This window comes from Stieleria marina (assembly GCA_007741555.1).
Lineage (GTDB): Bacteria > Planctomycetota > Planctomycetia > Pirellulales > Pirellulaceae > K23-9.
Genome location: CP036526.1, coordinates 6,527,274 through 6,552,963, shown reverse-complemented (window position 1 = coordinate 6,552,963; position 25,690 = coordinate 6,527,274). Strand labels below are relative to the sequence as shown.

Here is a 25,690-nt window from a genome sequence, read left to right as displayed (position 1 = left end):
TGGGAGTGATTAGACGTGTATTTTAGGAGGAACGCCTGATTTTGGTCGAATAGACCGCGTGTTCTGAATCCCCTGATCGACTTTTTATTTGTGCCGACAATGTTGCTGTCGCCATGGATCAACGTCCAACTTTGAAGACGAAACCAACTTGAACAACGACGAATTTGTCGATGGCCTCCGTAATCAGGAGCCTGCCGCCGCAAAGCATCTTAGCGAATGCTATTTGCCAGTGGTGTGGCGATTCGTTTTTGTACAGGTCAACGGTGATCGCCACTTAGCCGAAGACATCGTCAGTGAGAGTGTGTTGGCATTGGTGTCAGCGATCGGTGATGGCGTCAAAATTGAATACCCCACCGCGTGGCTCCGCAAAGTTGCGACGCGGCGAATTCAGGATCACTTTCGAGCGGCAGCGCGAGTGGCTCATTTGGTGGAAAACGTCAGTGCCATTGCGGCCAGTGAATCAAACCAAACACCGGAGGCGGACCATGACAGTAAATTGCGCCGGCAAGAGATTCGTGATGCGTTGATGCGATTGCCGGAAGCCTATCGAATGGCTTTGGAGTGGAAGTATATCGACGGCGTCAGTGTTCGAGTCATCGCAGAGCGTTTGAACGCGACTGAGAAGTCAGCCGAATCCATTTTATTTCGTGCTCGCAAAAGTTTTAGAGACCAGGTTCGTTTGCACATTGAATCGGCCAGCGAATTGACATCCCAGCAGCCGTCGTCACGGCTGTCGGCCGACTCGGCAGAGCAAGGGGAATCGCCAGCTCGTTCGCACCCTGAACCTCAGCCGCCATCCAATGAAATCATGCGATCATGGCTATGAACCCTGAATCATCTCCATCCAATCAAGAGCTGTCCGACAATGACGTTGCGTTGTTGTTGCGTGAAGCACTGGACGCGCCGCCGGTTCCGCCGTCGTTGATCAAGAAGATCGATCGGGGGATTCAGCGCGAATGGGGGACGACAAGCAGTCCGTCAACGGTTCCCGCAAAACGGCTGGCTGCTCGGGATCGTTTGCGTCGAGTCTGGCCAGCGGTTGCGGCCATTGCCGGGATGTTGATGTTGGGGTTCTTCGTTTTCGGGGGATCGTCCAGCTATGCTTGGGCAACAATGTTGGAAGCGATTGCACGACAGCCTGCTTTCCAGATCGATGATGCGTCCAGCGGCGAGCCGATGGCGCATTTGTCAAACGATTCTGAGTCGGGCCGTTCGGAATCCGATTCGCGCCACATTCCTCCTTTCTTGCGGCTAATCCTGCGAAAGACGTCGCTTGACGGCAAGATCGCGATGGATGGCTTGCAGGTCAAAGACGAAGGTTGGCGAAAATCGGGCGACCAAATTCTGCTCACCTGCGCCATCGAGAATGATTCGTCGCAGCGTTTCCGAATGGAGTTTTCGTTGGATCCCAAGACGTCTTTGCCAAAAACCGTGCGATTGCTGGATCAGGATCAGTCCGACGCCAAACGATCGCGTCCGCTGAGGGTCAGTTATCCGTCTCCTGAATCCATCGCTGTCGCTCGGCAGTCTGCCAGTCTGGTTGCCAAGGCCACCGGCCGGGATGCGTCAGGCGGCGATGCTGAAAGCGGGCCATCAAAAGCGATTGACTTGGCCAATGCGACCGACTTGGCCGACGTGACCGGCAAAAGCCCGGCCGCTGAGAATCCGGTCCGCGATACGCTGTCTTGGGGCGAAACGCCGCAGTGGCCCAGCGTTTCGGTTGTTCATCGTAGTGACGTGGAGATGGGCCAAGCGATCGACCAGACGTTAGCACAGCTTTGGCAGGAGCAAGGGATTGATCCGGTGCCGCTCGCGGAAGATTCCGAATTGCTTCGCCGCGTTTACTTGGACATCGCAGGACGCACGCCAACGGTGACTGAGGCCCGTCACTATTTGGAAGACGCCGATCCGGATCGCTATCGCGAGCTGGTTCAGCGATTGATCACTAGTGCTGATCACGCGTCTCACTTGGCGACGACTTTGCGAACATTCTTGATTCCCGAAGGCGTTGATCTGGAGGAATTTGGCGGCCGCGAAGAGTTTGATCGTTGGCTGGCCCAACGCTTCGAGGCTGGCGAGGCTTACGATTCGATCGTACGTCAGTTGTTGTTAGCCGAAGGACGCTTGTCCAAATCTGGGCCCCTGCTTTTTTACTCGGCAGCCAAGTTGGATCCGGACCGACTAGCAGCCCAGACATCGCGTGTGTTTCTGGGCATTCGGCTGGAATGTGCTCAGTGTCACGACCATCCGTTTGAGCCTTGGTTGCAAGAAGATTTTTGGAGTTACGCAGCGTTCTTTGCTCGTATCTCGCGTCCACAGGCGGAGCTGGAAACCGTTTCGTCGGTGATGCAAGTTCGTGATGTCGATCGCGGTGACGTGATGCTTCCCGAAACCGATATGATCGTGCCTCCTCGCTTTTTGGGATCCGATGACAATGACGAAAATGATGAATCCGTCGACCGGCGAGTTCGTTTGGCGAATTGGCTGACCAGTCCCAAGAATCCTTACTTTGCTCGCGCCACTGTCAATCGACTTTGGTCGCTGATGTTCGGTCGTGGCATTGTGGATCCTGTCGATGACTTTGGCAGTGCCCATCCACCGTTGTCACCCGAGCTACTGGATTTGCTGGCCAGTCAATTGATCGATAGCGGGTTTGATTTACAGAACGTGATGCAAACCATTGCTTTATCGCGTGCTTACCAACTTTCGAGTGCTTCGCCGCAGGGTGATTCATCAGCCAAAGGTCTGCAGCGATTGAAGCACTTTGCGCAAATGGAAGTGAAGACGCTGACGGCTCCCCAGCTTTACGACTGCATCACGGTCGCCACGTTGCTGGATCAGAATGCGGGTGTCGGTGGTGGGTTTCAGTTGAACCGCTTTGGCAATTCCGGCCGAGCAGCGTTCTTGCAGCAATTTGCGTCGCCGGCCAGCAATCGCATCGAATTTAACGCAGGGATTCCACAGGCACTGACATTGATGAATGGTGGATTGATCGATTCGGCAACGGGTGTCGATAGCAGCGGATTGTTGAAATCGCTCGACGCACCATTCTTTTCCAATGACGAACGCATGGAGGTGCTTTTCTTGGCAACGCTGTCTCGCAAACCAACTGGGTCGGAATGGAATCTTTTGCGGTCCGCGATTCCGGAAAATGCTCCAGTGAACATTCGTAGTGAAGTGCTGAGCGACATGCTTTGGGCGCTGATTAACAGCGCCGAATTTTCGCTAAATCACTAGTTCGTTTTTTGTAAATCAAAATTAACGCCTCACATCGCAGCGGATCATGACTAGTAACATCTCACGACGTCGGTTTCAGCAATCACTTGCCGCCGGTTTGGGCAGCATGAGTGCGAGTGGTTGGTTCGGCGATTTTGCTCGCGCCGCGGTAGCGGACCCGCAACGTAAGCGGCACTGTATTTTGCTTTGGATGAGTGGCGGTCCAAGCCAAACTGACACGTTTGATTTGAAACCGAACCACGAAAATGGTGGCGAGTTCAAGGAAACGCAAACCAAGGTTCCCGGCCTGAGATTCAGCGAACACCTACCGAAGTTGGCCGAGATGTCCGATCAGTTGGCGATCTTGCGAGGAATGTCGACCAAGGAAGGCGATCATGGGCGCGGCACTTACCTGATGCGAACGGGGCAAAAACCGATGGGCCCCGAGAGATTTCCCACTTTGGGCGCCTCACTGGCTAACCAACTCGGCCATGACGGCGTCAAACTGCCAAGCAACGTCAGCATTGGCAGCTTTCGGGCGTTGAACCAAGACGCATTTAGTCCCGGTTTTTTAGGGCCGAAATTTGGTCCGCTGTTTGTCGGTGCCAGCGATGTTCCGGGTTCGATGCGAAACGATTCGAATGGTTTTCCCCGCCTTGAAGTGCAGTCGATGAAACGTGCCGCCGGCATTACCGAAGAACGAATGGAGCAACGTCTTCAGTTCTGGAGCAAGCTGCAATCGGACTTCGTTGCTTCTCGCCAAGGGGGGGCGGCGGTGTCGCACCAAGAGGTCTATCAAGGCGCGCTGCGACTGATGAATAGCGAGGACGCCATCGCGTTTAATTTGAGCGAAGAGTCGCAGAAAACACGTGAAGCCTACGGGGCGAACGTCTTTGGGCAGGGCTGTCTTTTGGCCAGACGTTTGGTCGAACGCGGAGTGCCCTTTGTCGAAGTTTCGTTGGGCACCGGTTCGGGAGGCATCGGATGGGACACCCACAGCAATAACTTTGCGGCCGTCAAAGATCTGTCGACGATCTTGGACGACGGATGGTCATCGCTGATGAAGGATCTGGCCGACCGCGGGTTGTTGGAATCCACAACCATTCTCTGGATGGGCGAATTTGGTCGCACCCCGACGATCAATAATTCATCCGGTCGCGACCACTTTCCTCAAGCCTGGTCTACAGTTTTGGCGGGCGGCGGTATCAAAGGCGGTCAAGCGTATGGTCAGACCAGCGAAGATGGAAACTCGGTCGTCGACGGAAAAGTGGGCGTGCAAGATTTGATGGCGACGTTGGTGCGTGCCTTGGGGCTACCCAGCGACGTCAGCAATCAGTCGCCTAGTGGTCGACCCATTCCACTGTCCGATGGTTCGGCGATCAAGGAGCTGTTGGCGTGAGTCCATTTCATGCTGCATCGATGTCCGGCCGTGTGGCTGCTTTGGCATTCTTGTTGTGCCCAGCACAAGTGGATGCTGAACAGTGGGAACTTCCACTTTCGGTCTCTGCCAAGTCGATTGCCACTACGGTGCGCCCTGCTGACAACAACTCCATGCCAATGATGGCGCCAGTCCAAACGACGGTTCCCGAAACGCTTCCCCAAGGTCGCTTGCCACAGTACCAGTTGAAATACCGACAACGTGACGCGATTAGTGCTACTCAGCACGATGATGGCGTGCTCTGGTTTCGACTGGGAAATGAATCGGCGCGATTAACTGTCAAAGCTACCGTACGGATCAACGGAAAACCGTTTGCTCAGCAGCGGACCGAACAAGTCAAAGGCCTTGTGTCGTTGGCCGAGTCCATGGCGGAGCCTGCGAAGGCAAGTGATTCGATCGAAGCGAAATCGCCACCAGAAGAAGACGCGATAGCCGATCGCGAAACGTCCGATGAAGAAAAAACAGTCGATGCTCCAGTCGAAAGTCCAGTCTCGCTTCCTGCCTATACCGTCGCCTCGACGCCGGAGGAATTGATGCGGCGCTATGCGGTTGCAACGGGCGGGGCATCGGGGGACGAAGCAATCAATGACGAAACAGTGGCTTGGTTGATGACCAACTGGAGTGCAGGCCCACCCCTGCTGTTACTGAAGGATCCGTTTCAGTGGTACCGGAGCCAGCAGCGTCCAGTGTTTGAAGTTTTGGATCGTGATCGTGATGGGATCCTTTCCGCCAAGGAGCTAAAGATTGCCAGCGATAGTCTTGCGCAGTGCGACACCAACAACGACGAGATCGTTGATGCAATGGAAATCGACCAAGCGTCCAAAAACGCCGAAGTCATCCCTCAAGCGTTCCAGCGGAGAATCAAGCTGCTATCCGAAGCACTGCCCAAGGCTGATCTCCAGATCGAAGTCGATTTTGTTGCCGACGCAAACGGCAAATCAAAGTTAACACTGGTGGAAATAGACGAGTCGCTTGCTGGGAAATTGACGCGTTTGCAAGCGACAGACGATACGATCACTTTTCTGTTCGGCGCGATTCCGTTTGAGGTTTCGGCCGTCCAAAGCGGTGCAAGCGATCAGGTTTCGCTCGGTGCGGTGGTCGAAGGCTATCCGCTGCTGTCCGCGGCTGATGCCAACGGAGACGGTCGCGTGACGATTCGCGAGCGACGTCAATTAGTCAAACGTTTGCTGCAATCCGATCGAAACGATGACGGCGAATTGAGTGGCGACGAAACGTCGCCGACGACGCGATTGTGTTTTGGACTTGGCCCGGTCGTGCACCGCGAACTGGTCAATCTTCGTAGCGACCGAGACGCGTCGACGCCTGCAAAAACCACTCCCGTTCCGGAATGGTTTACGCGAATGGATCGCAACCAAGATCAGGATCTGTCACGATCTGAATTCCCCGGAACCGATCAACAGTTTCTGTCGCTCGACTTTGACCGGGACGGCTTGATTGCCAGCGGAGAAGCCGTTCGTTTCGATGAACAAGCCGAACGCTAGTCGCCGCGATCGAAAAATCGTCGCAACAACTTGCTCCCTCTGACCACCTTTGTGCAACATGAACTCACGCATCACACCGACCGCCCACACAAACGGCCGCGTCAAAGACGATTCAACGATCGATGTTGCTGACGCGATTGACAAACTGCATGAACAGCTCGTGCTTCTTCGTGAACAACTTGCGGGCGTCATCGTCGGTCAGCATGAAGTCAGCGAGCAGCTGTTGATTGGGATGCTTTGTCGCGGTCACTGCATTTTGCAAGGCATGCCGGGACTGGCCAAGACGATGCTGGTATCGACGTTAGCATCGTTGACGGATTTGCATTTTCGCCGAGTGCAGTTCACGCCCGATTTGATGCCTGGCGACATCACCGGGACGGAGGTTTTGGAGGAAGATCACACAACAGGTAAGCGAGTCTTTCGATTCGTCGAAGGTCCCCTGTTTGGCAACGTAATCTTGGCTGACGAAATCAACCGCACGCCCCCGAAGACTCAAAGTGCGTTGCTCGAAGCGATGCAGGAGCGTCAGTTGACGGTTTCTGGCACGACACATGATTTGCCGGATCCGTTTTTCGTTCTTGCCACACAAAACCCGGTCGAAACGGAAGGCACGTATCCGCTGCCCGAAGCGCAGCTGGATCGCTTTTTGCTTAAAATTCATGTTTCTTACCCGAACCGCGAAGAAGAACGCGAGATCGCACGCCGCCAAACGACGGACTATTCCTTTGAGACAAAAACGGTCTTGAACATCGAACAGATTCACGAGATGCAATCGTTGGTTCGCAGCGTGGTTGTATCGGATCACATTTATGATGCGGCTCTCGATCTGGTCCGCGGCACACGCAGCGACGACGAAGCAATGTCCGACGAACTGAAGAATTTGATTCAGTGGGGAGCAGGTCCGCGGGCGACCATTTCAATCCTGCTAGCGGCCAAAGCAAGGGCGTTACTGAACCGTCGTTGCCACGTCACGACCGAAGATCTGATCGAAGTCGCAAAGCCCGTCTTGCGTCACCGTATCATTCTGACGTTCAACGCCGAAGCCGCCGGTATCGACGCCGACACCGTGCTCGCCAAAATCATCCAAGGCACGCCGTCACTTCACGTCACGGCGGAATGATTAGGTCGTTGTTAGGTGCCGCTTTGCTGTCGCAAAACCGCCGCAGATTGTCGTTTTTAAACCAAGTTGCTTACCAGTATTCAAATTTCAAATGCGTTTTCCGTTTCGCAAAGCAGCCAGCACATCGTCGCCCTCCGGGGCGGATGGCGAAGCAGCGATTGCGGACTTGCTTGATCCGGGCGTCATGGAGCAGATCGGGCATTTGGAGTTGCTCTCGCGTACCGTCGTCGATGGCTTGCTGGCGGGAAAACATCGTTCAACGACCAAGGGCGGCTGCAGCGAATTTTCGCAGCATCGGCAGTACGCGCCCGGTGACGAGATTCGTCAGATCGATTGGCAAGTCTACGCCCGGAATGATCGGTACTTCATCAAGCAGTTTGAAGAAGAAACCAATCTGCACGCAATGATTGCTGTCGACACGAGTGGTTCAATGAAATTTGGTTTGTCGTCGCAAAGCAAGCTGGACTACGCCCGTCGTGCGGCTGCCTGTCTCTCACGCTTGTTGTTGCGCCAACGCGACGCCGTCGGAACGATGATTCTGAATCAGGAGCAGCCTCTGTTTGTCCCGCCGCGACAGCATGCTGCTCATTTGCGAGCGATTCTATCGACACTTCAGATGGCCAAGCCTGGCAAAGGCGGCGAGCTCGGGGCGATGATCCGCGCAAATGTTCCCCGACTGCAGCGCCGGGGCCTTTTTGTGTTGTTTTCGGACTGTTTTGGCAATGTGGATGATTTGGCCACAGGCTTGCGAATGGTCCGTGGGCGCGGACACGACGTCATTGTGATGCACGTGGTGGCGCCCGAAGAACTTTCGTTTGATTTTCGCCGTTGGTCAAAATTTCAGTCTTTGGAAGTCGACCATCAACACATCTCCCTGGATCCACCCGCCGTCCGCCGCGAGTATTTGCGGCGGATGAGCGAGTTCATTGATCAACTGGAGGAGATGGTCGTGTCGATCGGCGGCGAGTACGTCCGCATGACGACTTCGACTGATCTGTCGGAGACTTTGGGTTGGTTTCTACGCAGTCGTCTGGCGCGTGCCGGGGGCGGTAAGCGATGAGCTTTCTAGGTATCGCCTTTCTGTTCGCTTTGCCTTTGGCCGCGGCACCTTTGCTACTGCATTTGCTTGATCGGCGGCGGAATGTACCGATTGAGTGGGGCGCAATGGAGTTTTTGGTCGCCGCGTCGACCAGGCAAACCAGTGCCCGACGATTGAAACAATGGACGTTGCTGTTGTTGCGAGTTTTGGCGATTGCGGCGCTCATCTTTTCGCTTGCTCGGCCGTTGATTCCCAGCGGTTGGCTGGGATCAAGTGAACGTCGCGAAACGATTTTTGTCATCGACAATTCGATGTCGACGGGACGCAGCAACGGCGATCAGACTTTGATGCAGGCAATTCTGAAACGATCCCAAACGGAACTTGAAAGACTTGCTCCTGGTGATCGCGTGCGAGTCTTGACCACGGCACCGTACCCAATTTGGCGCGGCAGTCGATCGACGCGAAATAGCGGTTTGCGGATTGACCCGTCCACGATCAATTCGATTGCTCAGGATTTTCAGTCGATCACGCCCACTCAAGGCCGTAGTGATCTGCTGGCTGGTTTGATGGCTGCCGTTCAAGCCGAACCGGAGGCGACGACGCGCGGCCGGCGAATTGTATTGTTGACGGACAACCAGGCGGCCGATTGGCGATTGGGCGATACCGAGGGATGGAATGGGTTTCGAGAAAGCCTGTCGAAGCCCGTCATTGATACTGAGCTGGAGATCATTCAGGTTACGGGAGACAAGCTGTCGCGTGGCAATGTTGCAGTCGACGAAGTACGTTCGCGTCGCACGCGTATCGGCGTTGACGAACCGATCACATTGACAGCGACAGTCCGGAATCACCACGGACTGTCCGTTGCTGCCGGACGGTCGGTTGATTGGACGATCGACGGCGGTATTCAGCACGACAGTTTTGTCGACCCAATCGAACCGGGGGCATCACAGGAAACCAGTTGGACGCATTCGTTTGACACGCCGGGAGTGCACCGGATCGCTGCGCAAATTGTGGGCGACGACGATCTGGCAGCCGACGATGTGGCCAGCGTTGTTATCGAAGTCGTCGACGAAGTTCCGGTTTTGATTGTCGAGAGCGAGTCACGTCTGGCGGACACGCAGCAGGATTCGTTTTTCTTGCGAGCCGCTCTGGGGTGGCTTGATGAACAACCCACCGCGGGACGTGCCGTGTACGCGCCGACGGTGGTCGGCAGCGATCGTATCAGCAGCACCGATCTGCGACCGTATCACGTTGTGATTGTGCCGAACTTAACGCAGCTTGATCGGGAGTCATTAAAATCACTTTCGCAGTTTGTTTCTGACGGAGGTGGTCTTTGGGTGGCGCTGGGGCCAAGGACTGATGTCGACGAATTCAATTTGCAATGGTTCGCTGGTGGTAGTGGTCTTTCGCCGGTGGCCCTAGACCGAATCGTGACGGAGTCCGCGACGACATCGGCCAACGCAGAGACAGACGCAGAAACCGATACGCGTCCTGCCGTGACGATCAATCCTTTTGGCAGTGATCATCCAGCTGTGGCGCAGATCGCTGACAATCAACAATTGGACTTAGGAGAAGTGGCCGTCTTCGAGCGATTTCGATTCTTGATCGACGAATCGGACCATCAAACTTCCGTCTTGCTGACGTTAAGCAACGGTGACGCGATTGTGGTGGAACAGTTGCTGGGCAAGGGGCGCGTGTTTGTGTCGGCGATTCCGCTACGGCTGCAATGGAGTGATCTAGCAAGGTCACAATCCTTTGTGGTCATGGCACGCGATTGGATCGACTATCTGTCACAGCCGCGTGCGACGCACTTCAATTTGCAGCCGGGCGATCCTCTGGTTTATCACCCCTTGGCGGATCAAGTCGGCCAATCTGACGGATCGGTGTCCGGCATGCTGACGAATCCCGAAAACGAGTCGATCGAGCTGGCCGCGGATGGTTTTGGCGATGTCGCCCTGCGAACGAGTCGAACTTCACTGCCAGGCGCCTATCGGCTGGAAACCAGTCTCGCTGGCGATGTGATTCCGTTCGAGGTAGCACGGGACATTCAAGAATCCGATTTGTCGCCACTGAAGCGAACGGAGCAAGTCAAATTGTCCGAACTGGTCGGCGTCAAACTGGCTGCCGGGAACTCGGCTGTGAGTACTGCGACTCCGCAGGATCCATTGTGGCCGTACCTTTTGATCGGGTTGATCACGCTGATCACGCTTGAACTGTTGCTCTCCGGTGTGCTGGCGAGGGAACGCTTTGGAGTGAGCGGTTTGTCCGCGGGTGGTTCCGCCGAAGATGTCGAATTTGCGATCGCTGAAACAAAGTTTCCCGTCGTTGGCAAGCAATTTCAAGGCTCTTCAGGACCCGTCACACCTGCGAATACGGACCGATCATCCGATGAAATCGAGGTGACAGCATGAACGATTTGACCGCCACGCAGACTGTGACGGAGACGACATTCGACGGGCCGCTGAGTCTGTCGACAACGCTCCTGCTTGCAGTGGTTTTACTTGCTGTGTTTGCTTGGTCGCTGTATCGCGAGCGACACGTTTTGGGTTCGCGAACGACCATCGGATTTGCGGTCCTACGTTTGATTTGCTTGGCGACGATTTTGTGGATGCTGTTGGCACCAACGCGAGTGTTGGTCGAAACCGACACAACTCCGCGGACGATTGCGATCGTCGCCGACACAAGCGCGAGCATGACGACAGTTGATCCACCGGGGACAGCAGACGAAATTCGATGGATTGCTGCCAAGGCCTCGGGGAGTACTTTGTCGGATGAACCCGGCAGCGTCTCCGCGATGCACCCGGTCGTTTTGTCCGACAATGCTCTGGTATCGTTGGGGATTGCTGATCGTGAATTGGTCGCTTCCATTGAAGCCGTTCGCCAGCATCGCCCTGATCAACAAGTCGCCAAGTCAATCGCTGCGACGCAGAAAGCAATCCAGCGTTGTGGCGACAATGTCCAGCGGCTTCGGTTGGCGTCCTTGGTCGACCATGAACAGAGCCAGCAGATCGAACCCGTGTTGCGAAATGCAAAGCGGCTTTTGCAGAGTCCCGAGTTTCAGAATTTCCAAACGTTGGCCAAACGTTTGTCGGCTGGGCGAACACCACGGCAGTCGGATTGGCGTGAAAGCCTGCGGGACCTGCAGCACCGGGTTCGCGGTACGCTGCAAGTCCTGCAAGAACTGTCTCGTTTGGTTGCCGATGCGGAATCGCAAGCGATCGCGACGTATCCGCAAAACAGCCGGATCGAGCGAGTGGCGACGTTTTTGGGAACGCTCAAAAAACAAACGCTCGAATCGATGGATCGATCCGTCAATATTCGCTGGTCACAATTCAGCAAGGTTTCACAGAATCTTGATGACGTGGAATCGCCTCACTTGAGTTTATTGGGGCAAGTTGCTGACGTAAACGGGAGCCCAGCCGAAAGTCATTCGCAATCGGTTGCGATGACGAATTTGTCATCAGCGCTGTTGCCGCTGCGATCGAACGAGAGTCAGATTCCGATTGCTGCCGCGTTTGTGTTTTCGGATGTGGCGCACAATGACACTGGGACGGTCGGCGTCAGCGATGACCCCGGTCCAGATGTCAGTGACGAAGGAACTACGTCAGCCCGAACACATTTTGTCAAGTTGCCAACCGAAGTCGCCGCATCGTTGGGAGAGACGCCGGTTTACATTATCCCGATCGGCAACGCGAACCGACTCAGGGATGTGAACTTGGTAGGCGTCGATTCGCCCACCGTCGCGATGCGAAACGACGACATCGTAGTCGAGGCCCACCTGGAAGCGTATCAATGCCAGGGGGATCGCTGCACGGTGCAATTGCTCGATGGTGCGGATGTCGTGGACTTTCGCGAAATCCAGTTCGATTCGGATTTTGTCAGTCGCACCATACGCTTTCAGCGCCGCGTGTCAGAAATTGGCGAAGCGTCACTGAGCGTTGTTGTTAGCGGCGTCGACGGAGAAATGACGCAGACAAACAATTTGCGAAAGGTCATCGTCAACGTCACGCGAAATCAGATCAAAGTTTTGCTGGCGGATGAAATGCCCCGCTGGGAGTTTCGCTACTTGGCTCAGCTTTTTCGGCGCGACCCCAAAGTTGAATGCGACGAAATGCTGTTCCGTCCGCGTTTGATCGCTACCGGGGATCGTCAGTCTAGCCGCACTTTTCCGACCACCGTCGATCAATGGGACGAATACGACGTCGTGATTTTGGGCGACTTGCCGCCAGAGCACTTGCCGGTCGCTGCTCAAGAGTCGTTGGCTGAATATCTACGCCATCGTGGTGGCACGCTGGTGATGATCGCTGGATCGCGAGCGATGCCTGACGCCTTTGCTAAGTCGCCGTTGGCCGAATTGTTACCTGTCACCAAAACGAATGAACGCTTGCGGGCACCGGAGGGTTTCGCGTTTCAAGCCACCCGTGAAGGGCGTTCGCACGTCGCGTTGATGATCGGCGAAACACAACAAGCGACGCAGACGGCTTGGGATTTTGTTAATCGATTCTCGCCGCTTCACGACGTGTCATCATGGCGTCGCCCCAAACCGACCGCCAAAAATTTGATCGCCGTCGTTCCGCGCCGTGTTGGCGTCCCGCGTAAAGGTGCTGCCGCCGATGCCGCGCCGAGGATCGCCGGCGATGAGATGCCGGAGAATCAAGATTCATTTCTTTGTTGGCAACCCATTGGCCGCGGCCGCGTCGTCTATTTCTCGGGCCCCGATACGTACCGACTGCGGTTCTTGCGCGGTGACCGATACCATTATCGATTCTGGGGGCAAATGTTGCGGTGGGCGATCGCGTCAGAACTCAGCAGCGGAGCGAAGCAAGTGCGACTGCGCACCGACAAAACGGATTATCAATCCGGGCAAGATGTGGACGTGGAAGTGCGGCTTTCCGGTGACGACGGAGTCCCATTGGTTGATCAAAGCGATGTCAGCTTGCGAGTGACATCGGGCGACATCGATGAACAGATTTCACTTCGCGCCGACGAAGAGATTCCTGGGCTGTATCACGGTCAAGTCAATTCACCCAGGGCAGGCGTCTATGCCGTTACTCCGGTCGGCGATTTCATTGATCAATTGCCCGAATCCGAAACGGCTCACGATCTGGGCCTTTCATTTACCGTGCAAGCGGACATTCCGATGGAGTTGTCTGACACTCGCTGCGACCGTGTCTTGGCATCGCAGATCACCGAATTGACCGGTGGCCAAGTCTTGCCGCCGTCCGCTGTCGCCGAAGTTTTGGCGCTGACCGATTTGGAGCCCATTGTGACGCAAACGATTCAGCAGACGCCGCTTTGGTCGCAATGGAAATACCTTTGGCTCGTGTTTGGATGTCTGCAGACCGAATGGATTATCCGCAAGTGGCGTGGCCTGTCATGATCCTCGTTAAGTTCTCTTTCCGTTAACCCCGTCGAAACTCATGTCGCAACAAAACACACTCGGCCGTTTGCCGTCAGTGATCGAGCACAAGTTACGCTGGATTCAGCGAAGGCAACTTGCATTGACGACGGCGCGCGGTATCGCGATCGGCTTAGGTGTATTGCTTGTCGGCATGATTGTCGCGATGACCGCCGATTGGTTGATCGTTCTGTTTAGCCCGTCCATGCGGACGGTCCTGACGATCGCAACCGTGGGCACTGCGATCACTGCCGCGATTCTGGCGCTCGTCGGTCCGCTGCGTAAAGCATGGGACATTCGTCATGCGGCGCGCTGCGTTGACGCGCAGATTCCAAATTTACAAGAAAGATGGTCGACGGTCACGGAACTCTCGCAGTCTGGTTCCGACAGCGGAACAGACGAAGAGCAAAGCATGCAGGCACAGGTCACCAGCGAAGCCGTCGCGATGCACACGCTGGTGAAACCATCCGCGTTGGCTCCCTTGTCGTCGATTCGCCGTCCGCTGATCGGTCTTTCTGTTTGCGGCTTTGCGTTGGCCGCGTTCATGTCGATCTATCCACAGCAGACGTGGGTGCTGTGGCAGAGGTTCTGGTCACCCACTCAAAACATCACGGCGACAAAACTGCTGAACCAGACAAGTATTCAGATCGTTCCGCGCGGTGAGTTGGTCGATCTAGCGGTGCGGCAAACGGGAGTGCCAAGAATAGGGGCGGAGCTAACACTGGAGTATCCTTCAGGACAGAGAGAATCTTTGAACGTCGCTGCCGATGCTGACGACGAACGGCAGTTTATTCATTCGATTCGCGCCGACGAATCGTTTCGCTATCGAATGCGAGCCGGTGATGGGCAAACCCAGTGGCAGACGCTGAAAGTGATCGACTACCCCGAATTAGGCGAAGTGAAATTCAAAGTCGTCGCGCCCACCTACGTTGGCCGGCCCGACGTCGAAAAAGGGTTTGTCCCCCGACGGATCAAGGTGATTCAAGGCACGACGTTGCAGCTGTCCATTCGGCCCAAAGAAGCCCTCAAGCAGCTGGTCTTGTTAACGACCTCCCAGGCGTCTGATGCCTCAGCTGAAACGTCCGAGATTGTCGACGAGATCGAATTACATGCCGATGCCGACGGTTGGTACCACCACCAGCGACTACTGCAGCATGACATTTTGCTGGAGCCGAAACTGCTTGGCCTGCACGGCCTGCAAAACGAAAACCGTGCGACCTGCCGAATCGAAGCCATTGCCGATGCCGCGCCAATTGCACGGGTGATCAGCCCCACCGAAGAAATGGCGGTCGCGGATGACGAAGTGATCGAGATCGAATTTGAAGCTCATGACGACCACGGGATCGCCAAAGCTGAATTGGTGATCTACGACGATTCACGCCTAGACGAAAACGGCGAACCATTGATCTTGGACACCCGTGAAATTCCTCTTGGCGATCAGAAGTTAGGCAAACACTTCATAGGTGCGACCCAACTGGACCTCAAAGAGTTTGAATTGCAGAAGGATGCACAGATAAGCTATTCCATTCGTGTCACGGACAACCGGGATGCAAAAGCGAGCGAATCTGGTTTGCGGAACGATCAAGAGCCGAGCGACCGAATCGCGTCAACGGATTCCAAACCAAGCAAGGACGGCACGAATGATCCGGGGAGCAAGGTGGCTGATGCTGACCAGCGTGTAGCACGGGCAACGTCAAAACAGCAAACGGCAGAACAGCGAGCGTTAAAACTGGGATCGACAAAACCTGCCGGGCGTGAAGGAGATGATTTGGCGTCGCAGATGACGAAGGCGGCCTCCAAAGAATCTGCTGAAAAATCGTCTCCCACGCCGTCCGACTTGGCTTCTGGTTCTAACGACCAAAGCAATAAGGATGCGGGCGCCGAACAAGCACACGAATCCATGTCGCCGTTAGAATCCATGTCGCCTGTAGTAGACGCCAAGAATCCGGGCAAGGACGAGTTGGCTGCGGCGAAGAAAACGAAGGCGACCAGTCAAGATCGATCCGCTCCCAAGCGAGATGAGTCAGATGCTAAAACGTCTGATCAAACAGCCTCCAACGCAAAAGGCGACGCTTCCAATCCCAATTCCCGGCCCCGCCAAACTGCCGCTGCAAATAGGAAGCGTTCGCCGGACGACACCACTTCCTCCAAGCTCGCTGACAACTCAGCCGCTTCCTCACCGAAGAATCAGCCACCGACCGATACTTCTGACAAGAAATCTAGCAAACCCACTACCGCGCAGCTGACTGCGATGGCCTCTGGGACCAGGAGTTCGGTCAAACAATCATTGGCCAAAAGCGGGCAAAACACTGAAACCAATCGTCGGCGATTGAAGATCACTGAACGACTCACAGCGATCGCAACCGCAGACGAAATTGATCCCGTCGACGAAGGCGACAAAGACATTCGTCGCCGGGTTGTTGAAATCGACCAAAAGCTCGCGTTAATGCAAACAGCATTGAAAATGCTGGTCGATCACCGATTGCCCGACTCCACCCGCGGAGCAAAATTTACCGAGCTGGACCAGCAAATTGGTGCAATCCAAGACACGGTCACCGAATTGAGAAACGATACAAAGGAAAACGAATTTGCTTTTGTCGGTCTACAGATGGTTGATATCTCGCGCTACCACATCACGCCCGCTCGGGATCGAATCTTTGCAGCGATCCGTCGACCCGGTGCCAGCGATCTGGACGCCAAGGTCGCTTTGGGAAACATCAGCCGTGCTCGCGAGCGACTGGACAAACTGCTGAAGAAATATGATCGTGTCAAACGAGATGAGGACTACAAAAAGTCGATCGAAGAAACGGCCGAGATGTACGATGTGATCGTTGAAAAGAGTCAGAAGCTTCTTCGCGAATTCAGACAAAATCGAAATCCGATGTCTCGCCGAATGTCGATCATCGAAGTTGACCAAGACTATCTGGATCAGCTTGCCGAGAATCTTCGGTTGCGTCGCGAAATGCTAAAAGAGTTGGGCCGAATGCTTGGCGACGATCCAAGGCTGCTGTCTCGATATCTGGATCTTACCCGCCGACGCAATCAGAACATGCGGTCGCGGCTATCCGATCTGGCTGAGCGACAAGACGAGGCAACTGTCGAAATGATGGGCTGGATCGAAATCGACGATCAGCAACGCGATGATCTTTGGAACATCATTGCAGAAATGCGTGTCGGTGCCGTTGACGATCTTGCCAGTGACATCGCCGACTTTACCGAGCGGGTCACACGGCAAATGCCACTGATCGCCGACGCCGATCGCGGCACCCCGGCGCAGATCATCCATCATGCTGATGCAATGGCACAGGCGGCTCGATTGCTTGCCATGGACGCCGAAAAATTACTTCAGCAGATTACTCCGGAACGATTCGCAGAGATCCAAAAACGAAGCGAAGCCTTGGTGGTGATGAGTGACACGATGGAAGCTTATCTGGATCAGCTGCAGGTGGAGCATGACGACCAAGAAGAGATTAGTGTTTTTGTGTCTCCTCGCCTGCTAGAAAATCGTATTGTGGGAGCCAAGTCCGAAGCTTGGGCAATGACGGTGCAGTACCTGTCAAAAGCCAACTATGCTTCGATCGCCGCCGTCGAACAGCATGAACTGGCGATCGAAACGCAGGAGTTGCGAATGGAAATGCAGAACATTCAGGCAGAGCTTGCGCAAGAGTTCACGCGGCAAGTCGACGATGCAATCGTTCCCGTAGAAGTCACGAATCTGGTCTCCAAACTTCATCGCGTGATGGAGTCGATTACGTTTAACCAAGTCGCCGCTACGATCGCTGCCAAGGCAGGGGATCTGGAGCGATCGTCGCGTCAACAACAGCTCGCGTTGAAGCGACTCGCCGAAGCAGAGGATCTGTTTGATCAAATGCGTCGCGCTGTCGTTGACGCGCTGGATCAGTATGACGAACCCAATCCAAGCGTTGCCGATTTGAGAGATCCAACCTTGGATGAATTTTTGGCGCGCCTGGAGCGTGAGCCAAATATCGCGGCTCAATTGGGGCTTCCGCGCAGACGCCGCAACTTAAGAATCCAGGCTGACGCCATGATGTGGCAACAGCAGGGAGCCTCCTTGCTGGGATCATCGGGAGACGCGGCCCGAGCAAGGGTGAAACGCGAAACCAAGATTAATCGACAGGGCAGCCAAGCGGGCGATCAATCCAAACCGCGGCCGGATAAAACGGATTCCCAACCCATGACGAAAGAGCAGCAAGACAAGATCGCCCAGGCGAAACGGGCACAGCAGGAAATGGAAAAATCGCTGTTGGAGATCGAGACGCAAGCTGCATCCCAGGGCCAGTCAGCGAAGCAAAAAGAGAGGTTGCTGCAGATTGCTCGACAGCTTCGTGAGTTGATGAAACCGAACGCAGACGACCAGCAGCCTTCGTCGGCTTGGCAAAAGATCGCACAATCCGATCAGGCTCAATCGGTTCTTGCCGCTGCCCGACGAGGTGAATCGATCGCAGATGAACAATGGAACAAGCTGAGTTCCACTCTGGAGGACGGCTTGTGGCAGGTCCGCGGAAAGAAACCGCCAGAAGAATACCGCAAGGCCATTCAGCATTATCAAGACAGCCTCCGAGAACTCGTGGGCGCCCAACCTTAGGACGAAGCTGCAACATGTGCCGAAACATCCTAGCTGTGTTGTTTGCAATGGTCGTCGTACCGACTGCGCAAGCTCAGCCGCAACCACCCGTTGATTCGATCATCGCGGTCGATTCAAACTTGAGTGCCGCATTGCCTCCGGGCGAGTGGTCTCGCGTCGAGTCTGCGGTGGACCGAGGATTGCGATGGCTGGCCACACAGCAGGCAGATGACGGCAGTTTTCCCAGTGCCGACATTGCTCAGCCCGGCGTGACGTCGATGGCAATCATGGCGTTTCTGTCTCGCGGCCACGTGCCGGATCAGGGACCCTACGGTCAGCAGTTGTCCAACGCGATTGATTTTGTGCTCAGCACCCAGCGTCACCAAGGTTACTTTTCGCTGCGAGCCGTCGTGCCGCCAGCGACTCACCTGACCCCCGCACAAACGGTCACATACAACCATTCCATCGCCGGGCTGATGTTAGGCGAAGTTTACGGAATGACGTCCGGCGACCGCAGCAAACGAATCGAAGGAGCACTGCATCAAGCATTGGTTTATCACCGCGAAGTGCAGAGTCGAAAGAAGTCTTTAGAGTCTGACTTTGGCGGATGGCGATACGGATTTCCGGAAGGCCCACAGGCGTCGTCGGACATGTCGGTTACAGGGTGGGCACTGATGTTTTTGCGTTCGGCCCGTAACGCAGAATTCAATGTTCCCAAACAGTATTTTGACGAAGGATTAGATTTCGTTGAACGCTGTTATGACGAAGAGAATGAGAAGCCCGAAAAAGGCGTTTTTCGATATCGGCCCAAAGAGTCGCAGTCGACCAATCCGATGATCTCGCTTGCCAACACATCGTCGGCCACGCTGACGTTGATTTTGGGTGGGCGTCATCAGCATATTGGTGTGACGCAATCGGTTCGCTGGTTGCTTTCGCGTCCGTACCCCAAGCCGTGGCAGAATAACTATTTTTACCTAGCAACCTATTACACTAGCCAAGCAATGGCGCAGGTCGGTGGGGATGCCTGGAATCAGATGTTTCCGCAGATCGCCGCGAATTTGATTTCCGAACAAAGTGACACAGGTGCGTGGCCCGCTGGCGTATCAAACGAACAAGCCTACGGCGAAACCTACAGCACCTCGCTCGCTATCTTGGCCCTGACGCCGGCCTACCAACTGCTGCCGATCTATCAACGTTAAGCACGCTCGTGCAAAGTCGGCGCGGAGAGCCGTAAAGCAGGTCATCACGCTTGCCCCGCCCCGCTTGCCACGCCCGGCCCCGCTTGCCACGCCCGGCCCCGCTTGCCACGCCAGGACTGCGCCGCAAGCTCACCCCGACTGCTTGCCCCCACTGCCTACCCACCGTTCAGACGTTCCTGCCGAGCCAGTTCTTCTTCATGAGCCAAGTCGATCATCTTGAGCACCGAGTCGACATTGGCGGCTTCGGTCGAAAATTTGAATCTGCCTGTTAGTTTGAAATCAGGCACCAGTTCACTTTTTTCGTGCAGTTCCCACATCTCGTCGGCGTAGTGCGAATCGGCCAGTTCGGGAGCGTACTGTGCGTAGTACTGCGTGATGTTGCGAACGTCACGTAGCAGCATGGTCTTGGCGTTGTTGTTTCCCGAAGCATTGATGACTTGGGGAAAGTCGATGATCACCGGCCCCGTTGCGTCTTGCAGGACATTGAATTCCGAAAGGTCACCGTGCACCAGTCCCACGCACAGCATTCGCAAAACATAGGTCATCACGGTAGCGTGATCTTTGACGGCTTGTTCAGCCGACATGCTAATGTCGTTCAATCGCGGGGCGACGTCGCCGTCCCCGTCGGTGATCAATTCCATCAACAGCACACCGTCAAAGAAACCGTAGGCCTTGGGGACTCGGACACCTGCATCGGCAAGTTTGTACAATGCATCGACTTCGGCCCGCTGCCACACGACTTCCTGTTGATCGCGGCCAAATTTGGAACGCTTTTCCATCGCTCTCTGTCGGCGACTGTTGCGGATCTTGCGGCCTTCTTGATACTGAGCTGCATTCTTGAAGCTGCGTTTGGTGACGTCTTTGTACACCTTGGCACAGCGTGTTTCGTCGCCGCAACGCACCAGAAAAACCTGGGCTTCTTTTCCGCTCATCAGTGAGCCCAAGACTTGGTCAATGAGTCCGTCTTCGATGAGCGGCTTGATACGCTTGGGGACTTTCAAGAGACTACCGATTCAGAAGCATCACAGCTTCCGCAGGAATGGAGGGGGGGAATGGCCAGGAGACATCGCTCCTGATTTAGCACAGCGTCCCGAACCTACCGTAACATCCAACGTACCGTAACATGACGTCCCATGAGTCGCAAAGAGGCTCTCGCAGGTCAGTGTTTTCAGCCTCCGTTCCATCGCCGCCCGCTTGGGCCAAACGCATCAAAAAACACGTCCAGCAGTCCTCCAAGGCGTCGTCGTCTCCATTTCGCAACTTGGCTCCGTTGCAGTAGACTTGCCAGGACAGGCCTGATGGACGAGCAACCTTCAAAGAATCCAGGAATCACAACGGATGGGACAACTCAATGATGTCGGCGAAGCGGACGGCTGGCGGTGTTGGCTGTGCGACGAACCCGTAGACCGCGACATGCCACCCAACGATCCTCGTGCCGCCACGTTGGATAAGTGCATCACCAAAGCCCGCGCAAAGAAAAAAAAACAGGACAAGAAGCACGTGCCGCCGGAGCGCCTGGCGCACAAGGCGTGCAACACCGGCAAAGGCGCGAATGATCCGGTGGTTCCATGGGCCGAACACCTGATTGTCGTCGACCCGGCACCCATCATCGCCGCGGCCGAGCGACTGGAGCGAAAAGGGGGCCGTGAAGCGATGGCACGTTGCCCCACTCAGGAAGACGCCGACATGGTTGCCGCTTGGCTGATTGATCGACTCTCGCGGCTCGCGCCGAACTTGGAAGTCCGCACGGAAATCGCCAGTACCGGCGGGCAGTATCTGGTCAGCTTGCGTACGTAGTCATCGGGATCAGGGTTATCGGGGCAGGTAGTTCAGTAAACGGGATCGCCGCGATCTCCTCTTCGCATTCGTTCTTTTGAAATTAACTAAACTGTTTCTCGAACGCTGCTTGAAACGCTTGTAGCTGATCTGCCGGAAGCTGATTGATTCCTGCGGCGGCTTTTCTGCCTCCGCCCGTTGGGAACTGACGACATAGTTCGTCCGCGCCGCTCTTGGTTGCCAACGGCGCCCGGACGCTGACCAGGTAGTCACCTGACGGCAATAGACTTGCCAGTGCATGCGCTCGGTTTGCGTTCTGGCGTGCCAGCTGATTGCTGTAGACTCCGCTGACACGTCGCGAAAACGAGTCTTCTGGAAAAACGAACATCGCGCACGTATCGGTCTGCAGCGTTGGCTCGATCGACTCAGCTCGATTCATGTCGTCGGTAAAGCCATTCTGCAGTCGCTGGAAGTTTTCATCCGACGCGATGAAGTCTAATGGGTCGCGGTAGGGTTGGATCTTTCGGTACAGGTCGTCGGGAGCAAAATACAGATCGTCCAAGGTACTGCCGTATCCGTTGTAATTCAGCAGCGTGCCCAGCGTCTCTAGTTGTGACAATTGCTGATGGTCCAGCCCCAGCGGTTTGGCAGCTTGTTGGGCGGCGTCATGAAGATTGTCGCCGTACAGCGCGGTCACGGCCCATGGCAAATGCGCGCCGTCCAAGTATCGGTTGACCAACAAGCCAGTGCATACGTCACCGGCTGTATCGATGTGCGAGGTCAAGAGATCCGAATCAGGGATGTCGCCGGCGAAGTGATGGTCGAAATACAGCACCGGCATGTTCGCACTGAGTAGTCGAACCAAATCGTCACGGTTCTTGTCCAGCGAAATATCCAGCACCGTCGCCGAGTCTCCTGTCTTGGCGACCACGCGTTTGACCAAGTTGATGTCGCGTTTGACTCCGGTCACCAGCGTGGTTTCACGCGGCTCGGCAAGTCGCAATTGATGCAGCGCACAAATTCCGTCCGCGTCGCCATTGAAAATGTCGTAGTGAGTCATGTGTCGTTGAAATAGGGTGGTCGGTCAGTCCGTGAGCATCGTAATCAATCAACGTGAATCGGCCCGGGCCAAAGAATCAAAAGAGCCAGCCTCTTTTTTTCGGTCAAGCGTGACTGAGGCGATCAATCGAAATTGGACAAGCGATCGGTTTGGCTGCAAGAATTCGCAGCAGATTAGGACAGAGTGTCCGGTCTGCGAAGAAAGAGGAGGCGTTCCAAAAAGCCGGCAGGGTGCTTACTTGGGGCCCCGTCCGCCCTTATGCGGTCTGCATGAGACGAGGGCATTCAATGGGCGATACAGAATTCGAATCTGTGACCTCTACGATGTCAACGTAGCGCTCTAACCAACTGAGCTAATCGCCCGAATTGTTCGGGTGTCTTTTGGTGATCGGTCGTAAACGCCGCAACTGCTTAACGCACTCGACTATCGATCGATTGAGTAGTGTGTTCGGGACTTGAGGAATCGTCAAGTCGTAGGATTTAGCGACTGGTTTAACGGTCGCGGCCCATTCACGCCCAACACGAAAAATCTAGGTGTTCGGCGGTTACTTGCTTTGGGAATACTCCCAACGAAGGCAAAAGACGATGCAAATTGATCGCGTCAGTCACCTGATTCTCGTTCTCTGCCCCAAAACTTGGCTTTTCGGGGGTTTCGCTGTTGACGCTGAACGGGGCCCGTCCGGATACTAAAGGCAGATTGGGGTTGACGCGACCTTTTCGGATTTAGCGATTTTGCTGCGTTTACCCATCAAATACAAGCTAGACTTCTCGCGTGAGAAGGCGTCGGCGTCGACCAGCACAGAGTACCGGAATGATCTGGATTCTCTTTGCTACGAGGCCGTTACTTTGAGCGGGGTCCTGTTGGTTGCGACTGACCTGATTCTCTCGTTTTTGTTTTACTTATTTGCGCCGGACAGCCCTTCGGCCGGAGATGATGTTTTTGGTGGCATTGGCACGAAGAAATAACCAACCTGAAAATCGAGACACGGTACGAATCAATTCTCAAATTCGAATCACGCCCATTCGGGTTGTAAGCGAAGATGGCGAACAACTTGGGGTGATTCCGACCGAACAAGCGCTTGAGCGGGCACGTGATGCTGGCTTGGATCTTGTCGAAGTGGCGCCTACAGAGCGGCCACCGGTCTGCCGAATCATGGATTACGGCAAGTTCAAATACGAAAAAAAGAAGAAGACCAACAAAGGTCAAACGCACACCAAGACGAAAGAGATTCGTCTTCGCCCGAAAACGGGTGAGGAAGATATCCGTACCAAGATTCGTCAGGCCGAAAAGTTCTTAGAGCATAAGGACAAAGTCCAGGTCAGCGTTTTGTTCCGTGGTCGCGAGATGGCTCACATCGAAGAAGGCCGCAAGGTCATGGAGATGGTCATCGAAATTTTGAGCGAACATGGCAAGGTGGAAACCAGGCCACAACAACACGGTCGTCGAATGATCTGCATGATCGCTCCTAAATAAGGGGCGCCGCATGCTTTCGCTCGAAGCCATCTGTGGTGAACTGGCTCGGATTGCGCCGCTGCGATTGGCTGAGACGTGGGACAACGTCGGTTTGCTGGTTGGAGATCGACGTCAATCGATCCGACGCGTCATGACTTGTTTGACGATCACGCCGGCCGTCGTCGACGAAGCCATCCAGGAAAAAGCCGACTTGATCGTCGCTCACCATCCGCTGCCGTTCAAAGGTTTGCAAAAGATCACTAGTGATACGGTCGCGGGCGCAATGTTGTTGCGTCTGATCGCTTCGCAGACTGCGATCTACAGCGCGCACACCGCGTTTGATTCAGCCGCCGATGGAATCAACCAGAAATGGGCCGATCTAGCGGGACTTGCTTCCGTGGAACCACTGATTCCGTCAAAGGAAGAAGCGTCACCCGATTGTCTCGAGGGCGCCGGCCGAGTCGGCAAGCTGACCGAGCCGATGGACTTGGTTTCGCTGATCAAGATGGTGGCTACCGGTGTTGGTGCGACTGCGCCACGACGCGTAGGGCCATCGGATCAACCGATTCGCAAAGTCGCCTTTGCTTGCGGTAGCGGCGGAAGTTTCTTGGCGGCGGCCAAACGCCGTGGGTGCGATGCTCTGATTACCGGCGAAGCGACATTCCATACCTGTTTGGAAGCCGAAGCTTTGGGGGTTGGACTGGGGCTGCTGGGGCACTACTGGAGTGAACGATTTGCGATGGAAAGGCTGGCCGATTCGCTGTCAGTGACCCTGCCAAATCTGACAATCTGGCCGAGTCGGCGCGAGAGCGACCCGATTGTGTCGGTGAATCTGTAGCGATTCGGCTACGTTTGCCACTGCTGTCAGATTTCTCTGCTAGCCCGCGATTTGCCTCATTTCTATCGTTTCCTGCGATGTGCGATGCAATAGGCGGAGCATCGCTTCGATTGACCATCCTACTTTCGGTCATAAAATGCAGCCGCTGGAACGAAGATTGCTCTGCTGGGTTATTCCGATGAGTTGCCGATTCTTAAAATTTGGGAAAATCCAATATGGCGTCACGCGAAAAATGGTTGGTTGCGATTCCGATTTTCAACGAAGTCGATTTCGTTGATCAGATCTTGGATGAAGTGCTCCAGTACGCGTTGCACATCTTGGTGATCGATGATGGGTCCAGTGATGGGACAGCAGATGTGCTGAGCCGCCGTTCTGATATCACCGTGATCACGCATCGCGAAAACCGCGGTTATGGTGCGGCTTTGCAGAGTGCATTTGAGTACACGATTGACGAGGGCTTTGACGGCATCGTGACGATGGACTGCGACGGACAGCACCAGCCCAAGCGGATTCCTCGATTTATCGAAGCAGCATCGGCCGCGGATATTGTCTCGGGTAGTCGCTACCTGAAAAAGTACGATGGGGATAGCGAGCCGCCTGCTGAGCGGATGTCTATCAACCGTCGCATCACGGGCGAGTTGAACCAGCGGCTGGGATTTGAGCTGACTGATGCGTTTTGTGGCTTCAAGGCTTACCGAACCGATGCGCTGAAGCAGCTGAGAATTACCGACAACGGGTACGCGATGCCACTGCAGCTATGGGTCGAAGCTTCTGCTGCGGGACTGTCGGTGATCGAAGTCCCGGTGCCGCTGATCTACCTGGACTTGGAAAGATCGTTTGGCGGTTCACTTGATCATGCCGAAACACGTTTGGCTTACTACAATCGAGTGTTAGAAGAAACGATCCGATCGGTTGAGGAATCGGGGCGCTGCGTCCCGGCTGAAAACGACCGACTGTGTAAGACATCGGGGTGATTGTCCGACCGGCGCTCTCTGCCATGCGTCAGCTGCCGTCGACGAAGCGTGTATGAGGGCGTTTGTTGGCCAACAAGCGTCTCCAAAGTTACG

General features: G+C 55.1%; 16 protein-coding genes and 1 tRNA gene. 14 read left to right on the top strand and 3 right to left on the bottom strand.

What is annotated here, in order from left to right; genetic code table 11:
• The first annotated feature begins 148 nt into the window (after positions 1-148).
• From K239x_RS23335 to K239x_RS23290, 10 genes are all read left to right on the top strand, one after another.
• Positions 149-826 (top strand): RNA polymerase sigma factor, encoded by a 678-nt coding sequence (locus K239x_RS23335; RefSeq protein ID WP_145420748.1) that lies wholly within the window; start codon positions 149-151, stop codon positions 824-826.
• Positions 823-3,237: a DUF1553 domain-containing protein gene (locus K239x_RS23330; RefSeq protein WP_419189317.1), complete on the top strand. Its 2,415-nt coding sequence runs from the start codon at positions 823-825 to the stop codon at positions 3,235-3,237. The genes K239x_RS23335 and K239x_RS23330 overlap by 4 nt, the downstream gene beginning before the upstream one ends.
• A 46-nt stretch (positions 3,238-3,283) precedes the next feature.
• The gene (locus K239x_RS23325; RefSeq protein ID WP_145420747.1) at positions 3,284-4,615 is read left to right on the top strand and encodes a DUF1501 domain-containing protein; all 1,332 of its coding nucleotides are present in this window, start codon (positions 3,284-3,286) and stop codon (positions 4,613-4,615) included.
• Entirely contained in the window at positions 4,612-6,156 is a 1,545-nt protein-coding gene (locus K239x_RS23320; RefSeq protein ID WP_145420746.1) for an EF-hand domain-containing protein, read from the top strand. The genes K239x_RS23325 and K239x_RS23320 overlap by 4 nt, the downstream gene beginning before the upstream one ends.
• Before the next feature lie 58 nt (positions 6,157-6,214).
• Positions 6,215-7,276, top strand: a complete 1,062-nt coding sequence (locus K239x_RS23315) for an AAA family ATPase (RefSeq protein WP_145420745.1) — start codon at positions 6,215-6,217, stop codon at positions 7,274-7,276.
• Positions 7,277-7,367: 91 nt separating this feature from the next.
• Entirely contained in the window at positions 7,368-8,336 is a 969-nt protein-coding gene (locus tag K239x_RS23310; RefSeq protein WP_145420744.1) for a DUF58 domain-containing protein, read from the top strand.
• On the top strand, positions 8,333-10,726 hold the full coding sequence (locus K239x_RS23305; protein ID WP_145420743.1) for a BatA domain-containing protein: 2,394 nt from the start codon (positions 8,333-8,335) through the stop codon (positions 10,724-10,726). The genes K239x_RS23310 and K239x_RS23305 overlap by 4 nt, the downstream gene beginning before the upstream one ends.
• Positions 10,723-13,695 (top strand): hypothetical protein, encoded by a 2,973-nt coding sequence (locus K239x_RS23300; protein WP_145420742.1) that lies wholly within the window; start codon positions 10,723-10,725, stop codon positions 13,693-13,695. Before K239x_RS23305 ends, K239x_RS23300 begins: the two co-directional genes overlap by 4 nt.
• A gap of 40 nt (positions 13,696-13,735) precedes the next feature.
• On the top strand, positions 13,736-18,319 hold the full coding sequence (locus K239x_RS23295) for a hypothetical protein (RefSeq protein ID WP_145420741.1): 4,584 nt from the start codon (positions 13,736-13,738) through the stop codon (positions 18,317-18,319).
• A 14-nt stretch (positions 18,320-18,333) separates the two neighbouring features.
• Entirely contained in the window at positions 18,334-19,497 is a 1,164-nt protein-coding gene (locus K239x_RS23290; RefSeq protein ID WP_419189316.1) for a prenyltransferase/squalene oxidase repeat-containing protein, read from the top strand.
• Positions 19,498-19,652: 155 nt separating this feature from the next.
• Here the strand turns inward: K239x_RS23290 and K239x_RS23285 are convergent, their stop codons facing one another.
• Complete coding sequence (locus K239x_RS23285) at positions 19,653-20,498, bottom strand: PA4780 family RIO1-like protein kinase (protein WP_145420740.1); 846 nt, start codon at positions 20,496-20,498, stop codon at positions 19,653-19,655.
• Positions 20,499-20,835: 337 nt separating this feature from the next.
• Between K239x_RS23285 and K239x_RS23280 the strand changes: the two genes are divergently transcribed.
• Positions 20,836-21,294, top strand: a complete 459-nt coding sequence (locus K239x_RS23280; protein ID WP_145420739.1) for a hypothetical protein — start codon at positions 20,836-20,838, stop codon at positions 21,292-21,294.
• A gap of 82 nt (positions 21,295-21,376) precedes the next feature.
• Here the strand turns inward: K239x_RS23280 and K239x_RS23275 are convergent, their stop codons facing one another.
• Together K239x_RS23275 and K239x_RS23270 are read right to left on the bottom strand one after the other, a co-directional pair.
• Positions 21,377-22,333: an acetyltransferase gene (locus K239x_RS23275; protein WP_145420738.1), complete on the bottom strand. Its 957-nt coding sequence runs from the start codon at positions 22,331-22,333 to the stop codon at positions 21,377-21,379.
• 288 nt (positions 22,334-22,621) lie between these two features.
• Positions 22,622-22,695, bottom strand: a tRNA-Val gene (locus K239x_RS23270).
• A 568-nt stretch (positions 22,696-23,263) separates the two neighbouring features.
• Here K239x_RS23270 and infC point away from each other — a divergent pair.
• The 3 genes from infC (at position 23,264) to K239x_RS23255 (ending at position 25,597) form a co-directional block, all read left to right on the top strand.
• Complete coding sequence (gene infC / locus K239x_RS23265) at positions 23,264-23,806, top strand: translation initiation factor IF-3 (protein WP_473163550.1); 543 nt, start codon at positions 23,264-23,266, stop codon at positions 23,804-23,806.
• A gap of 10 nt (positions 23,807-23,816) precedes the next feature.
• On the top strand, positions 23,817-24,623 hold the full coding sequence (locus tag K239x_RS23260) for a Nif3-like dinuclear metal center hexameric protein (RefSeq protein WP_145420736.1): 807 nt from the start codon (positions 23,817-23,819) through the stop codon (positions 24,621-24,623).
• Positions 24,624-24,838: 215 nt separating this feature from the next.
• Complete coding sequence (locus K239x_RS23255) at positions 24,839-25,597, top strand: glycosyltransferase family 2 protein (RefSeq protein ID WP_145420735.1); 759 nt, start codon at positions 24,839-24,841, stop codon at positions 25,595-25,597.
• The last annotated feature ends 93 nt before the right edge of the window (positions 25,598-25,690 follow it).